This is a genomic window from Mycobacterium colombiense, from assembly GCF_003284975.1.
GTDB lineage: Bacteria > Actinomycetota > Actinomycetes > Mycobacteriales > Mycobacteriaceae > Mycobacterium > Mycobacterium europaeum_A.
The window spans coordinates 1-13,223 of sequence record NZ_QMEU01000116.1; the positions used below are offsets into that span (position 1 = coordinate 1).

Consider the following 13,223-nt stretch of genomic DNA (forward strand, 5'->3'; position numbering starts at 1 on the left):
GAGCGGGCGCCGTCGGCCAGCGCGTGCGCGACCTGCAGCACCGCGACCGTCCCCGGTCCGGCGACGCCCGGAATGCCGCGCACCGGGGTGAAAACGTGTAGCCGCCAGGCCATCCGGCGAATGTCCAGCTGGTCGTCGGCGAGGCAGGCTACCGCGGCCAGCACGCCGTCCCAGCTGTCATGGGCCAGCTCCTGGCGGACGACCTGCTCGGGCGTGACGGCCGCCGGCACCCACCGCGGATAGCGCAACCGGCCGCGGTCTTTCACCCGTATCGTCAACGCCGGCTCGGCGCTGGCCCGCCCGCAGAGTCGCTCGACGGCGCGCGGGTAGTCGGCGGGCTCGCCGTCGAACGCGTAGAGCAGGAACTCGTCGTTGGGGATCTTGGCCGACATCCAGTAGAACTGCGCGTCGACGGCGGCCATCCGGTGCCCCGGCACGGCGATGGCCACGGTGTCAGCCGGGTGAGCCGATGAACCCGAGCACCAGGTCGGCGACCTTGTCGGGTTGTTCGAGCTGCAGGAAGTGCCCGGCGTGGTCGACGATGCCGACCTCGCTGCCCGGGGGCAACACCTTTTCGGCCCAGCGCGCGAAAGCCGGTGTCATGCAACCGTCGTCGCGGCCGTGCAGATACAGGCACGGCAGCACGGGTTCTTCGGTCCACAGCTGATTCAGCTCGGCATACCGCGCCGACGGCCGGGTGTTGCGAATGGTGGCGCGGTACGGTCCCAGCGCCGCTCGCCAGCTCTGTGGCGCCCCGATCGCGGCGTCGACGTGGCGCAGATCCTCGTCGGCGCGATACCCCGGCGACCACCGCCGCCACAGCAGCGGCAACACCCAGGACGCGGAACGCTCAGGCAGCCAAGGCAATTGGAAGTAGATGATGTACCAGCTGCGGAACACCTGGCGCGCCAGGTGGGCGGCCAGCCGGCCCCGCTCCGCCGCGCCACCCCCGCGCCGCCGGAAGGCCGCCGAAGGTGGCACCGACATGATCACCGCCTTGGTGAACGGGCTGTCGGGCATGGCGGCCAGCCCGGTGCCGGCGATCGCGCCCCAGTCGTGGCCGATGATCACGTCGTTGTCGGTGCCGCCCGCGGCCTCCCGGACCCGCAGGGCGTCGTCCATCAACGCACCGACCTGATAGCTGCCGTCGACCGGGATCGACGACGGCGCGTATCCGCGCATGAAAGGCGCGACCACCCGCCAGCCCGCCGACACGAGCCGCGGCGCGACTTTGCGCCAGCCATAGGGCGTGTCGGGGAAGCCGTGCAGGCACAACGCGATGGGACCGTCGTTCGGCCCCCAGGTGAGGGCCTTGAGATCGCCCGCCGGCCCGGTCACGTCGATCCAGCCTGGTTCAGCCATGTTCACTCCCTGCTCGACGTCTCCGCAGGGATCAACCTAACCTGTGCGGCTGCGCGACGCACCGACCCTGGTCGATACGGCGTCAAAGCACCGCTGTATCAGCGGTTTTCACTGTTGCGCTGCGGCGGCCCGCTCCAGCTCGGCGATGACGATCTTGCGCATGCCATACATCGCGTTGGTGGCCGCCGCCGCCCGGTCGCGATCCGGATCGCTGATCAGTTCGTAGAGCCGGTCCGGGACGATTTGCCAGCTCAGCCCGAAGCGGTCCTTGAGCCAACCGCATTGCGATTCCTCGCCCCCGTCGGTCAGCCGGTCCCAGTAGTAGTCGACCTCGTTCTGGTCCTTGCAGTGGATCGTGAAGGACACCGCTTCGCTGAACTGGAAGTGCGGACCGCCGTTGATCCCGATGAACCGGGTGCCGTCCAGCACGAAGCTGCCGGACAGGACGGCCCCGGGTTCGCCCGGTCCGGCGTCGGTGGTCTGGTTGAAGCCTTCGATGTGGGAGTTGGGGAACACCGAGGTGTAGAACTTGGCGGCTTCCTCCAGGTTGTCGTCGAACCACAACGACGGGGTGATCGATGGCATGTCCTTCGGCCTCCTTGACGGCTGGTGGGTTTCTGCCATCGATAGACCCCGGCGCCGACGAAAACTCACCGCGTCGTCCACCCGCGCAACAGTGCTTAACCGGCCTATGTAACGTCAGATCGCATGAGTACCGTCAGCAGCAGTCCCGAGACGGTTGAGTTTGCCGGTGTCGGCGGGATCACGCTGGTCGCCGACGAATGGAATCGCGGCTCCGACGGCGCAGGGCGGCCGAGCATCCTGATGTTGCACGGCGGCGGCCAGAACCGGTTTTCCTGGAAAAACACCGGCCAAACGCTGGCCGATTTGGGGCTGCACGTGGTGGCGCTCGACTCGCGGGGACACGGGGACAGCGCCCGTTCGCCCGACGCCGACTACGAGATCGAGACGCTGACGGGCGACGTCATGCGGGTCCTGGACGCGATCGGCCGGCCGGTGACCATCATCGGGGCCAGCATGGGCGGCCTGACCGGCATCCTCGCCGCGTACCGGGCCGGTCCGGCGAGGGTCACCCGATTGGTGCTCGTCGACGTGGTGCCGCGGTTCGAGAAGGGCGGCAGCGCCCGCATCCGCGACTTCATGTTCAGCGGCCTCGACGGCTTCGACTCGCTGGAACAGGCGGCCGACGCCGTCGCCGCCTACCTGCCCTACCGGAGCAAGCCACGCAGCCCGGAGGGCCTGAAGAAGAACCTGCGCCTGCGCGACGGCCGCTGGTATTGGCACTGGGACCCGGCCTTCATGACCAAGCCGGGAGACGATCCCGAACTGCGCACCGAGAGCTTCGAGCAGGCCGCCAAGAGCCTGACCATTCCCGTGTTGCTGATCCGCGGAAAGTTGTCCGACGTGGTGAGCCCGGAGGGCGTGCGGCACTTCCTGGCCACCGTCCCGCGAGCGGAATTCGTCGAGCTGTCCAACGCAGGCCACACTGCGGCCGGCGACGACAACGACGCGTTCAGCGACGCGGTGGTGGCCTTCGTCAACCGCCGCTGACCGGCCCGGCAAGATCAGTTCGCCGGCTTCTCGGCGTGCCCACCGAATTGCTTGCGCATCGCCGAGAGCGCCTTATTGGCGAAGTCGTCGAGCGAGCGCGAGGCGAAGCGGGACTGCAGCGCGGTGGTCAGCACCGGCGACGGCACTCCCTCGTCGATGGCCGCGATGGCGGTCCAGCGGCCCTCCCCGGAGTCGGAGACCCGGCCGGAGAACTCCTTGAGTTCCGGCGATTCGTGCAGCGCGATCGCCGTCAGGTCCAGCAACCAGGAGCCGATGACGCTGCCCCGCCGCCACACCTCGGCGACCTCCGGAATGTCGAAGTCGTACTGGTAGAACTCGGGGTGCTCGAGCGGTGCGGTTTCGGCGTCACCCTCCTGCACCTGCTTGCCGATGTCGGCGTTGCGCAGAATGTTCAGCCCCTCGGCGAGCGAGGCCATCATGCCGTACTCGATGCCGTTGTGCACCATCTTCACGAAGTGCCCGGCGCCGGACGGCCCGCAATGCAGGTACCCCTGCTCCGACCGCGCGACCTCGCCTTCGCGACCCGGCGTGCGCGCCGCGGCGTCGACGCCCGGTGCGACGCTGGCAAAGATCGGCTCGGCGTGCAGGAAAGCCTCGTCGTCGCCGCCGATCATCAGGCAGTAGCCGCGCTCCCGGCCCCACACGCCGCCGCTGGTGCCGCAGTCGAGTAGGTGAATGCCCTTCTCCGACAGCGTCTTTGCGTGGCGAATGTCGTCGCGATAGTAGGAGTTGCCGCCGTCGATGACGATGTCCCCGGCGTCGAGCGTCTTGGCCAGCTCCGCGATCACTCCGGTGGTGATGGTGCCGGCCGGCACCATCACCCAAACCAGCCGCGGTGCGGTCAGCTTCTCGGCGAGTTCGTTGAGCGAGGACACCCCGGTGGTTTTGTCCTCACCCTCCATCGCCTTGACCGCGTCGGGATTGTGGTCGTAAACCACACATTCGTGTCCGTCCTTGACGACGCGGCGGACGATGTTCGCGCCCATCCGGCCGAGGCCGATCATTCCCAGCTGCATCGTGTCTCTCGTCTCCTTACTGTTCCTTGGGCGTGCTGCGCGGCAGCCACGGCTCTTGCCAGCTGTGGTGACCACGCAGCAGCGCGTGCGCGGCCTCGGGCCCCCAGGAGCCCTGGTCGTAGTGGTGGATTCGGCCCGGCTTGTCCAGCACCGGCTGCACGATTCGCCACGTCTCTTCGATGGCGTCTTCGCGGGCGAACAACTGGTGATCTCCGTTGAACGCGGCGTAAAGCAGGCGTTCATAGGGCCGTACAGGTTCGCCGAGATCCTCGGCGAACGACGAGTCCAGGTGGACGTCGTGCCACGAATCGCCGGCCTGCGCGGACAACTGCAGCCGCATCCCGGGATCGGGGTCGATGCGCAGCACGATCTGATTGCACTCGGGCGGCCTGCGATTGGGCAGAAACGAAAAGCCCGGGACGTGGTGCAGAAACATCCGGACCTCGGTGACCTTGTCCGGCAACGCTTTTCCGGCACGTAGGAAAATCGGCACTCCGGCCCACCGCCAGTTGTCGATCTCGGTCCGCAGCGCTATGTAGGTCTCGGTGGTGGAATCCTTTGCGACACCGGCGACATCGGTGTAGCCGCGGTACTGTCCGCGCACGCAGCGCTCCGGATCCAAGGCCGGCATCGCCCGAAAGACCTCGGCCTTCTTGTCGTTCAGGTCGTCGGCGCCGGCGCCGACCGGGGGCTCCATCGCGACCAGGGCGAGCACCTGAAGCAGGTGGTTTTGCACGACGTCGCGAAGCGCACCCACCGCGTCGTAGAACTTGCCGCGGTCCTCGATCCCGAAATCCTCGGCCATGGTGATGTGAATCTCGGAGATGCTGTCGCGATCCCACAGTTTGGCCAGGCCGTTGTTCGCGAACCGCAGGTATTGCAGTTCCTCCACGGGTTGTTTGCCCAAAAAGTGGTCCACGCGCAGGATTTGGTCTTCGTCGAGCACCGCACGCAGTCGGGCGTTGAGGTCGCGCGCCGAGTCCAGGTCGTGGCCGAACGGTTTTTCGACCGCCACCCGGGCCCGCTCCAGGAGGTCGGCTTTCGCCAGGTTCTCCACAATGGGGGCGAACAAGGCGGGCGGCATTTCCAGGTAGTAGAGCGGATGGGAATTCGACGGGATCTTCTTGGCGAGCTGGCTGTAGAGGTCGGCGTCGGTGACATCGCCGTGCAGGTAGGACAGCCGGCCCGCCAGCCGATCGAAGACGGCGTCGTCGAATTGCTCCCCCGACGCCTTGACGGCGTCGCGCGCCCGGTCCTGCAGCTGTTCGAGGGTGATGTCGTCACTGGCCACGCCCACGATCGGGTGGTTGAGCATGTCGCGACGCTCGAGCCGGTACAGCGCCCGGAAGGTCATTTTCCGCGCCAGATCACCGGTGATTCCGAAGATCACCAGCAGGTCAGATGGGCTACTGTCGTCGTCGGCCAAAACCGCTCCTCCCGAAAGTCACCTGATCGGCTCCCTTGAGATCACTACCCGCGGCCGGCGGACTCAACACTAGACACTGCCGCTAGGGCCGACAACCGGGGCGGACCGCCGCCTTGAAAGGATGACCGGCATGGCTGACGCGCTGCACGTCGCGGTCTACGTTCTGGCCGGGATCGCCGCGATCGAAGGTATCGCACTGGTCGTGTTGTGGCGGTTGCTGGTGCGCAGCCAGCAGCAACTCGACGAGCTGCGCCAGCGGACCGACACCCGCAACCAGTTGCTGTCGGGCGGGCGCGAGGCCGTCAAGAGAGTGTGGAACACCGCCAATCTGATGCGCAAGGAAGGCTTCGGCGCTGCGGTGCGCAGCAGCATCGAAGACCTCGCGGACTGGGCCGAAGTCGAGCGACCCGACCTTGCTCGCGTCACCCCGGACGGCCGGGTGGTGATCTTGTTCTCCGACATCGAGGAGTCCACCGCACTCAACGAGCGGATCGGCGACCGGGCCTTCGTCAAGTTGATCAGCTCGCACGACAAGCTGGTCTCGGATCTGGTGCGGCGACGGTCCGGTCATGTGGTGAAGAGCCAGGGCGACGGATTCATGATCGCCTTCTCCCGCGCCGAGGAGGCGGTCCGGTGCGGTATCGACCTGCAGGATGCGTTGCGTAGGCAGGCAAACCGCAAGCGGCGCGAAGAGATTCGCGTACGGATCGGGATCCATATGGGCCGCTCGGTGCGCCGCGGCGACGATCTGTTCGGCCGCAATGTCGCGATGGCGGCACGGGTCGCCGCGCAAGCGGTGGGCGGGCAGATTCTGGTGAGTCAGCCGGTGCGAGACGCGCTTTCCGATTCCGACGGCATCCGGTTCGACGACGGCCGCGATGTGGAGCTGAAGGGGTTTTCAGGAACTCATCGCTTGTTCGCCGTCGAGTCACCGGCCGATTCCGAGCCGGACTGAACGCCGTCGCCGTTGTATTCGGCCAACCGCTGATGCAGGCGATCGCGGACCTCGTCCGCGGTGTATGCCCGCCGCTTGCGCTGGTCGCGGACGACCAGCGCGCCCCCGGCGACGACACCGGCGGCACCGGCCAACCCCAGCCACTTCCACACATTGCGCATGACATCAGGCTATGCGCCGCCGGATCGTTGTGGCCCGGTTGTGGTTGACTTGTGTGCCCGCAACGCATGGCAACGGATCACGCGTGCCGTGCGGCCGGGCTGATACTGGCGACGACAACGGCGAAAGCTGCAGCGGCGGACGGGCTTACACGATGCTCACCTTGAACCAAGCGCTCGAAGCGACCCGCACCGGTGACCTTTGGCTGTTTCGCGGCGGCTCGGGACCGGACCGCGCGATCCAGACGCTGACGAACAGCCCGGTGAATCACGTCGGCATGACGGTGGCCATCGACGACCTGCCGCCGTTGATCTGGCACGCCGAACTCGGTGACAAGCTCGCCGACCTGTGGACGGGGACGAGTCATCGTGGCGTGCAACTCAACGACCTTGCGCAATCGGTCATGCAGTGGTCGCAGCGTTACCACCAACGGTGCTGGCTACGCCAGCTGTCACCGCCGGCCACCCGGGAGCAAGAGAACAAGCTGCTGCGCGTGATCGCGCGGATGGACGGCACCGCGTTTCCCACCACCATGCGGTTGACCGGCCGGTGGCTGCGCGGCCGGCTCCCGAACGCCTACGACTGGATGCGGGGAATCCCGTTCGTGGACAAGAAGGTTCGCGAATCGACGCAGCGGCGCAAGGAACGCCAGCGACTCGGCCTGGAAGCGGCCTACTGCGCGGAAACCGTGGCAATCACCTACGAGGAGATGGGGTTGCTCACCACCGAGAAGTATTCGAACTACTTCGACCCCGGGTCGTTCTGGAGCGGTGACCGGCTTCCGCTCGCACCGGGCTATGCCCTGGGCGATGAAATCGAGATTGTGATCGGCTAGTCGAGGGTCAGTCGACCGCCAGCTCGCCCATCTCAGACCAACCCGTGGCATCGGTGGTCTGGTTGATGATCTTGGGGGTGGACTTCAGCGCCGGCGGGAGTTCCTGCATGAAGCGCTTGAAATGGTCGCTGTTGACGTGGATACGGCCCGCCTCATCGTCACGGAACGCTTCAACCAAGACGTACTCCGCCGGGTTGTCCAAGCTGCGCGACCACTCGAACCACAGATTGCCTTCCTCGGCCCGAGTCGCGGCGGTGAACGAGGCGACGAGGTCCGGCCAGCCGTCGGTCCAGTCGGGTTTGGTTTCGAACTTGACGACGATGAAGATCATTGCGGCCCCGCCTAGGTTCGCTGCTTCCACTTAAGCCCGCCCGAATCCGCGGGCAGCGCCAGCCTATCCGGCCGCGGGTGGTGGCGGACCGCCGCGACCGAGGGCTGCTGGCCATAATTTTCTTAAGTAATGGTTAGAGCAAAGTGGACTCATGCGTCACTCATGACCCGTGAGTCCCCTTTAGCCGTACGTTTTCAGTGGCGGAGCTCACAAACGGACGATACCGGGTGCACTTCACTAGCCAGTGCAGCTGCCCGATTATCAGCTCGCGGTATCGTCCGAACATCCATTATTGCGACTCGTCGGATCTATTTGTTATCAATTCGCAATTCCCGCGCGGCCGGATAAACGTAATTCACATTCCGGGCGGAGGCGGCGGCGCCGGAGCGTCGATCAGGACGGCCGGCGGCGGCGGAGCGTCCGGCGGAGGGGGCGGCGCAGCCGGCGGGGGCGCGGGAGCGGCGGGCGCGGGCGGCGGTGCGTCCGGCGGAGGCGGTGGAGCGTCGGGTGGGGGCGGCGGAGCGAACAGCGGCGGCGGCGGTGCGTCCTCCGCGGGCAAGGGCAGAAACATGTGGTGGGTGAATCCGGCCTGGTAGGCGCCCGCACCGCCGAGGTGCACCCCGCCCCGCTCACCGCTGGAGACCGCCGTTCCATCCGGCAGCGTCACCGCCGTGTGGCCACCGTTCCAGCCGATGACCAACGCGTTGGGGGCGGTTCCATACTGGAAGCCGCGCGCCAACAATGCGCCCTCTTCGTTTCCGGTGTTGAATCGATCCCCGAAAACGGGCCTGTCAGTTGCTGCATTAGCAATCCAGGACGCGAGTCCCGAACAATCGGTCCCGGCGGGTGAATCTCCACCCGCAATATAGGGCGTGCCGGAGACCTGACTGATTAACGACATCAGTGATGCAATAACGACCATGGGCAGAGAGGCTAGCAATAACAATTGTCGTGAACCAAAATTTGTGGCGCAGGTCATTCACTAATCGGACCATGACGTGCGCCGCACGTAGAGCAAACCCATTACACACCCGTATATTTTCGGCGGCTAAATACCTGCGGTTGCGGAGCGCCGGCCTTCAGTGCCCCGCGGGCGCTTCCTGCGGATGCTAGGTCATGTCGCGGATCGTTCGCTTTGCGCCGTATCCCGATCGACGTCGGCTTTTTCTCGCTTGGCGCGCGCCCGCATGCGCTTGCCTCGTTCGTCTACGCGCCGCAGCCGCGCTCGCGTTCGCGCTCCGCGGCCGAGCCCTCGCGATCGTCCGCTAGCTCTCGCGTTCATCCGGCCTGAAATTCGCGCCCTCTCAGCTGGGCGCCCGCGGTTGCAACTCCGCGGGCGGCTCGGCACGATCCCCAGCGGCCACAGCTCACCCTGACCCCGCGGCGACCCGCCGGGCACCCTATGTGCCGGCCCCTTACCCAGGGCGACGTCGGATCAGATCGGCGTCCAGATTCCGTTGTTCCAGATTCCCCAGTTGCCGGCACCGGTCGGGTTCCACATCATCTGCGCTCCGGGCGCCCAGGCCGGTTGCGGTGGCTGCGGCGGCGCCCACGCCGGTGGCGGTCCCCACGGCCCCCAACCCGCCGGCGCGGACGGGCCCCCCGGGCGTTGCCAGTCGTGGCATTGATGCCAGTCCCAGTCCGAGACGTTGCCCCAGGCCGGGTTCCACGGATCGCCCGGACACCAATGACCGATGGGCGCCGGGGGCGGGGCCGCCGCGGCGACGGGGCCGCCGCCCAGACCCAGAACTGACAGCGCCAACGCGCCGCCCACCACCACGCTCGCTGTCCGCATCACCGTCTGCATCCCCTAACACTTTCTCGATACCGGCATCCGGGCAAGTGGCACTTTGGGATGAAACCACTGAATGGTGCTCAATCTGAAGGGGCGCTCTACAGGCCGCTCATACTCCGAACTTGGCCCGAGCCTCCTGCGTCACCGGGGTGAAGAGGTTGACCAGGTTCCCATCCGGATCCCGGAACATCAACGCGCGGTTGCCCCAGGGCATCGTGGTCGGCTCCGTCACGACCTCGCCGACGTGCTCGCGGAGCCGCGCGTATTCGGAGTCCACGTCCTCGACGATGAATTCCAGGATGGCGCTGCGGTTGGCCCCGGGCTCGGCGGACCCATCGCCAAACAGCGGGACGGTCTTGTCGCTACCGATGGCCAGCGTGCCGATCGGCGTCGGGATCTCGGCGAACAGCTCGTTGCCCCAGACGGCCGAGACCCCGGTGACCAGCTGGTAGAAATCGACGAGCTGCCTGACGTCGGCCGTGATGATGCGGGTCGAAATGAACTTCATGCGGCGGCCTTCCAGGTGGGCGGTGTCTGAGCACACCGAATGCTAGGCGCGGCCTCCGACAACCAGGGTGTCGTGGCCATGCTGCGACGTGACGCGCCGCATCACCGGCACGGAAGGGTTCTCCTGGCCTGCCGGGCGACGCCGGGCACCGTCTTCGCCAGATCCGGTCGGCTCCTGGCGAAAGCGCGGATGGCGCGATAAAACGACCAAAGTTGCCGAGGCGGCACTTTCGGCACCCACGCCAACTCCCAATGAATCCCGTTGATCGGGTCGTCGAAGAAGACCGCGTAGTAGCCGGGCCAGTACTGCGGGTATTTTCTGGGCTCGTCGGTTACAGGGATGCCGCGCGCCACCAAGAATTCGCGGTGGAATCGGTCGACCTCTACCCTGCTGCGGGCCCACAGCGCGATGTGGTTGATGCCGACCGCCTGGTCGGCGTGCGTCAGCTTCGCCCCGGTCCGCGCGGGCTGGATGCCGATGTAACTGTGCGGGTTGACGATTCGCGTCATGTGATACGTCGACTCGTATTCCATGTTGAGCGACGAGAAGCTGCTGTAGCCAAGCCAGCCGAATAAGGCGTCATAGAACGCGATGGAGTCGTCGTAGTCCAACACCGCGAACTCGACGTGACACACACCCCGCCACCGCATCGTGCTTTACCTTACTCACCCGGCGGGACAGCCCGCGGGAGCTGCGACGACGACCGGGATAACCCGCGGGAGCGAGCAACGGATCGAGCCGAAAAAACGGTCCGGACGGCCGCGTGGTTACATGGATCACCCAGAGAAAAGCAACGCAGATCAGTCCAATCACTCTCGCCTGTCCGAATTCAGGAGTCATCCATGGCCGACGCCGATGCCGCAGCGATCCGAGCGGCGAGAGGTGACTGGATCAATGAGCACCTCGACACGTACCTGACTTCCGGCGGCACCCGCGGCCATATCTTCGACGTCAGCGCGGTCGGGGGGCGTGAGATGACGACGCACTGCTTGATCAGGTGCGTGGGCCGCAAGTCGGGCAAGGTATATATCAGGCCGCTGATCTACGGCAACTTCGGCGGCGAGGTCGTGATCGTCGGGTCAAAGGGCGGTGCGGACACGCATCCGGGTTGGTACTTGAACATTCTGGCGAGCGACACCATCGGTGTGCAGATCGCCACCCAGGCGTTCGAGGCGACGTGGCGCGAGCCCGAAGGCGAAGAGCGTCACCAGGTTTGGGAATATATGGCTCATTTGTACCCGCCGTACCTCACCTATCAGCGGTCGACGAGCCGCCAGATCCCGCTGATGATGTTGACCCTTGGGCGGCCGATCGACGTCTTCTCTGCGCAGGACTCGCAATAGACGGTGCGGGTGTCATCGCTAGACGTTGAACCGAAACTCGACCACGTCACCGTCGGCCATCACGTAGTCCTTGCCCTCCATGCGGACCTTGCCCGCCGCCTTGGCCGCCGCCATCGAGCCCGCGGCGATCAGGTCGTCGTAGGAGACGATCTCGGCCTTGATGAAGCCCTTTTCGAAGTCGGTGTGGATCACCCCGGCGGCCTTCGGTGCGGTGTCGCCCTGGTGAATCACCCACGCGCGCGCCTCTTTTGGTCCCGCTGTCAGGTAGGTCTGCAGCTTGAGGGTGTGAAAACCGGCCCGCGCCAAGGCATCCAGTCCCCGCTCGGTTTGCCCGATCGACTCCAGCAGCTCGGCGGCCGACTCGTCGTCGAGCTCTTGGAGTTCGGCCTCGATCTTCGCGTCAAGGAACACCGCGTCGGCGGGGGCGACCATCGCGGACAGCTCGGCCTTGCGGGCATCGTCGGTCAGCACGGACTCGTCGGCGTTGAACACGTACAGAAACGGCTTGGTGGTCATCAGGTTCAGCTCGCGCAGCGGTGCGGCGTCGACACCGGCCGCAAACAGCGTCTTGCCCGAGTCCAGCACCGCCTCCGCAGCGACGGCGGCCTCGTGCACCGGCTTGCGCTCCTTGTTGTTGCGGGCTTCCTTCTCCAGCCGCGGCACCGCCTTCTCCAGGGTCTGCATGTCGGCGAGGATCAGCTCGGTCTCGATCACCTCGATGTCGGCGCGCGGGTCGACCTTGCCGTCCACATGCACCACGTCGTCGTCGGCGAACACCCGCACCACCTGGCAGATCGCGTCACACTCGCGGATGTTGGCCAGGAATTTGTTGCCCAGGCCGGCGCCCTCGGAGGCGCCCTTCACGATTCCGGCGATGTCCACGAACGTGACCGGCGCCGGAACGATCTTCTCGGAGCCGAACATCTCGGCCAGCTTGTCCAGCCGGGGATCGGGCAGCGGGACGACGCCCTCGTTGGGCTCGATCGTCGCGAACGGATAGTTGGCCGCCACCACGTTGTTCCGGGTCAGCGCGTTGAACAAGGTCGACTTGCCGACGTTGGGCAACCCCACTATTCCCAGGCTCAGGCTCACGGGGAACCAAGTCTAGGGGTCCTGGCGATGATGGGCGCCGGGGACCGTTGATCACCGCCGATGCTGCACGCCGGCATGGCGCGCGCAGGATCGCAACGAGGTATTTACGGGCCTTTCGGCCCATTCCCGGTACGGTCTACATGTGTCAGCACAGCGGGCAAGTTCGACGGTGGACGATGGTCACCGTTCGATCCTTCCAAACATCCCAGGTGTCCCCTGGTACGCAGCCCTGCTTATCGCCGTCACCGCGACCGCCATCGGTTACGGAATCGACGCTGGTCACAAGGAGCTGACCCACGTCTTCGCTGGCTTCTATATAGCCGGCTGCGTGGCGGCGGTGCTGGCGGTACGCCAGGACGGCATCTTCACCACAATCATCCAGCCGCCCCTGATCCTGTTCGGCGCGGTGCCGGGCGCCTACTGGCTGTTCCACGACGCCAAGGTCGGCCGCCTCAAAGACCTGCTGATCAACTGTGGCTATCCGCTGATCGAGCGCTTCCCGCTGATGCTGGGCACCGCCGGCGGCGTGCTGGCGATCGGACTGGCCCGCTGGTATTTCGGAAACGCCTACAAGACAAGGACATCGGCGGGCACCTCTGAAGACGCCCCGGACGCCGCCGGTGTGGCCGTCAAGTCCTTCTTCAACGGCATCGTCGCCAAGGCGCAGTCGGTGCTGCAGTCGGATAACGACGCCGACGACGCCGACGAAACCACCGATGCCCGCCGCGCCCGCAGGTCGAGCTCTTCGTCGAGGACGCGCCGCACGACGCGCAGCACCCGCCCCACGACCCGCTCGGCCCGCAGCCGT

General features: G+C 66.2%; 16 protein-coding genes and 1 pseudogene. 5 read left to right on the plus strand and 12 right to left on the minus strand.

The window, feature by feature from the left end; genetic code table 11:
* From DQP58_RS22890 to DQP58_RS22900, 3 genes and pseudogenes are all read right to left on the minus strand, one after another.
* Nucleotides 1-437 (minus strand): annotated as a pseudogene (locus tag DQP58_RS22890) (DUF1298 domain-containing protein); the annotation flags it as partial.
* Nucleotides 438-453: 16 nt separating this feature from the next.
* Nucleotides 454-1,362 (minus strand): alpha/beta fold hydrolase, encoded by a 909-nt coding sequence (locus tag DQP58_RS22895; protein WP_112710465.1) that lies wholly within the window; start codon nucleotides 1,360-1,362, stop codon nucleotides 454-456.
* A 108-nt stretch (nucleotides 1,363-1,470) separates the two neighbouring features.
* Nucleotides 1,471-1,947: a VOC family protein gene (locus tag DQP58_RS22900; protein WP_112710453.1), complete on the minus strand. Its 477-nt coding sequence runs from the start codon at nucleotides 1,945-1,947 to the stop codon at nucleotides 1,471-1,473.
* Nucleotides 1,948-2,070: 123 nt separating this feature from the next.
* Between DQP58_RS22900 and DQP58_RS22905 the strand changes: the two genes are divergently transcribed.
* Entirely contained in the window at nucleotides 2,071-2,934 is an 864-nt protein-coding gene (locus DQP58_RS22905) for an alpha/beta fold hydrolase (protein WP_112710454.1), read from the plus strand.
* 14 nt (nucleotides 2,935-2,948) lie between these two features.
* Here the strand turns inward: DQP58_RS22905 and gnd are convergent, their stop codons facing one another.
* Nucleotides 2,949-3,971, minus strand: a complete 1,023-nt coding sequence (gnd, locus tag DQP58_RS22910) for a phosphogluconate dehydrogenase (NAD(+)-dependent, decarboxylating) (protein WP_112710455.1) — start codon at nucleotides 3,969-3,971, stop codon at nucleotides 2,949-2,951.
* Nucleotides 3,972-3,987: 16 nt separating this feature from the next.
* Nucleotides 3,988-5,397: a glucose-6-phosphate dehydrogenase gene (locus tag DQP58_RS22915; RefSeq protein ID WP_112710456.1), complete on the minus strand. Its 1,410-nt coding sequence runs from the start codon at nucleotides 5,395-5,397 to the stop codon at nucleotides 3,988-3,990.
* Between the two features lie 121 nt (nucleotides 5,398-5,518).
* Here DQP58_RS22915 and DQP58_RS22920 point away from each other — a divergent pair, with 121 nt between their 5' ends.
* Complete coding sequence (locus DQP58_RS22920; protein WP_112710457.1) at nucleotides 5,519-6,352, plus strand: adenylate/guanylate cyclase domain-containing protein; 834 nt, start codon at nucleotides 5,519-5,521, stop codon at nucleotides 6,350-6,352.
* On the opposite strand, the gene DQP58_RS22925 is transcribed toward DQP58_RS22920, so the two are convergent.
* The gene (locus DQP58_RS22925; RefSeq protein ID WP_112710458.1) at nucleotides 6,304-6,513 is read right to left on the minus strand and encodes a hypothetical protein; all 210 of its coding nucleotides are present in this window, start codon (nucleotides 6,511-6,513) and stop codon (nucleotides 6,304-6,306) included. The genes DQP58_RS22920 and DQP58_RS22925 overlap by 49 nt on opposite strands.
* 152 nt (nucleotides 6,514-6,665) lie before the next feature.
* On the opposite strand from DQP58_RS22925, the gene DQP58_RS22930 reads away from it, so the two are divergent.
* Entirely contained in the window at nucleotides 6,666-7,346 is a 681-nt protein-coding gene (locus DQP58_RS22930; RefSeq protein WP_112710459.1) for a guanylate cyclase, read from the plus strand.
* Nucleotides 7,347-7,353: 7 nt separating this feature from the next.
* Here DQP58_RS22930 and DQP58_RS22935 read toward each other — a convergent pair whose 3' ends face one another.
* The 5 genes from DQP58_RS22935 to DQP58_RS22955 all read right to left on the minus strand — a co-directional run bounded on the left by DQP58_RS22935 (nucleotide 7,354) and on the right by DQP58_RS22955 (nucleotide 10,630).
* Entirely contained in the window at nucleotides 7,354-7,677 is a 324-nt protein-coding gene (locus DQP58_RS22935; protein WP_112710460.1) for a putative quinol monooxygenase, read from the minus strand.
* 355 nt (nucleotides 7,678-8,032) lie between these two features.
* A complete protein-coding gene (locus DQP58_RS22940; RefSeq protein ID WP_240630071.1) occupies nucleotides 8,033-8,656 on the minus strand; it encodes a C40 family peptidase in 624 nt (207 codons plus the stop codon).
* Between the two features lie 456 nt (nucleotides 8,657-9,112).
* Nucleotides 9,113-9,484: a hypothetical protein gene (locus tag DQP58_RS22945; protein ID WP_205869517.1), complete on the minus strand. Its 372-nt coding sequence runs from the start codon at nucleotides 9,482-9,484 to the stop codon at nucleotides 9,113-9,115.
* 97 nt (nucleotides 9,485-9,581) lie between these two features.
* A complete protein-coding gene (locus DQP58_RS22950; protein WP_112710462.1) occupies nucleotides 9,582-9,980 on the minus strand; it encodes a VOC family protein in 399 nt (132 codons plus the stop codon).
* Between the two features lie 101 nt (nucleotides 9,981-10,081).
* Nucleotides 10,082-10,630 (minus strand): VOC family protein, encoded by a 549-nt coding sequence (locus DQP58_RS22955; protein WP_112710463.1) that lies wholly within the window; start codon nucleotides 10,628-10,630, stop codon nucleotides 10,082-10,084.
* A 192-nt stretch (nucleotides 10,631-10,822) separates the two neighbouring features.
* Here DQP58_RS22955 and DQP58_RS22960 point away from each other — a divergent pair, with 192 nt between their 5' ends.
* A complete protein-coding gene (locus tag DQP58_RS22960; protein WP_112710464.1) occupies nucleotides 10,823-11,323 on the plus strand; it encodes a nitroreductase/quinone reductase family protein in 501 nt (166 codons plus the stop codon).
* Between the two features lie 18 nt (nucleotides 11,324-11,341).
* Here the strand turns inward: DQP58_RS22960 and ychF are convergent, their stop codons facing one another.
* The gene (ychF, locus tag DQP58_RS22965; RefSeq protein ID WP_066881554.1) at nucleotides 11,342-12,415 is read right to left on the minus strand and encodes a redox-regulated ATPase YchF; all 1,074 of its coding nucleotides are present in this window, start codon (nucleotides 12,413-12,415) and stop codon (nucleotides 11,342-11,344) included.
* Nucleotides 12,416-12,557: 142 nt separating this feature from the next.
* On the opposite strand from ychF, the gene DQP58_RS27295 reads away from it, so the two are divergent.
* On the plus strand, nucleotides 12,558-13,223 hold a 666-nt coding region (locus DQP58_RS27295; RefSeq protein WP_346427288.1), incomplete at its 3' end, for a DUF6542 domain-containing protein.

What these genes read in the sequence shown, in the direction of transcription:
- DQP58_RS22945 (WP_205869517.1), bottom strand. Translation starts at nt 9,484, where the DNA reads ATGCAGACGGTGATGCGGACAGCGAGCGTGGTGGTGGGCGGCGCGTTG.
- DQP58_RS22955 (WP_112710463.1), bottom strand. Translation starts at nt 10,630, where the DNA reads ATGCGGTGGCGGGGTGTGTGTCACGTCGAGTTCGCGGTGTTGGACTAC.
- DQP58_RS22905 (WP_112710454.1), top strand. Translation starts at nt 2,071, where the DNA reads ATGAGTACCGTCAGCAGCAGTCCCGAGACGGTTGAGTTTGCCGGTGTC.
- DQP58_RS22895 (WP_112710465.1), bottom strand. Translation starts at nt 1,362, where the DNA reads ATGGCTGAACCAGGCTGGATCGACGTGACCGGGCCGGCGGGCGATCTC.
- DQP58_RS22940 (WP_240630071.1), bottom strand. Translation starts at nt 8,656, where the DNA reads ATGACCTGCGCCACAAATTTTGGTTCACGACAATTGTTATTGCTAGCC.
- DQP58_RS22920 (WP_112710457.1), top strand. Translation starts at nt 5,519, where the DNA reads ATGACCGGCATGGCTGACGCGCTGCACGTCGCGGTCTACGTTCTGGCC.
- DQP58_RS22925 (WP_112710458.1), bottom strand. Translation starts at nt 6,513, where the DNA reads ATGCGCAATGTGTGGAAGTGGCTGGGGTTGGCCGGTGCCGCCGGTGTC.
- DQP58_RS22950 (WP_112710462.1), bottom strand. Translation starts at nt 9,980, where the DNA reads ATGAAGTTCATTTCGACCCGCATCATCACGGCCGACGTCAGGCAGCTC.
- DQP58_RS22930 (WP_112710459.1), top strand. Translation starts at nt 6,666, where the DNA reads ATGCTCACCTTGAACCAAGCGCTCGAAGCGACCCGCACCGGTGACCTT.
- DQP58_RS22900 (WP_112710453.1), bottom strand. Translation starts at nt 1,947, where the DNA reads ATGCCATCGATCACCCCGTCGTTGTGGTTCGACGACAACCTGGAGGAA.
- DQP58_RS22960 (WP_112710464.1), top strand. Translation starts at nt 10,823, where the DNA reads ATGGCCGACGCCGATGCCGCAGCGATCCGAGCGGCGAGAGGTGACTGG.
- DQP58_RS22935 (WP_112710460.1), bottom strand. Translation starts at nt 7,677, where the DNA reads ATGATCTTCATCGTCGTCAAGTTCGAAACCAAACCCGACTGGACCGAC.
- gnd (WP_112710455.1), bottom strand. Translation starts at nt 3,971, where the DNA reads ATGCAGCTGGGAATGATCGGCCTCGGCCGGATGGGCGCGAACATCGTC.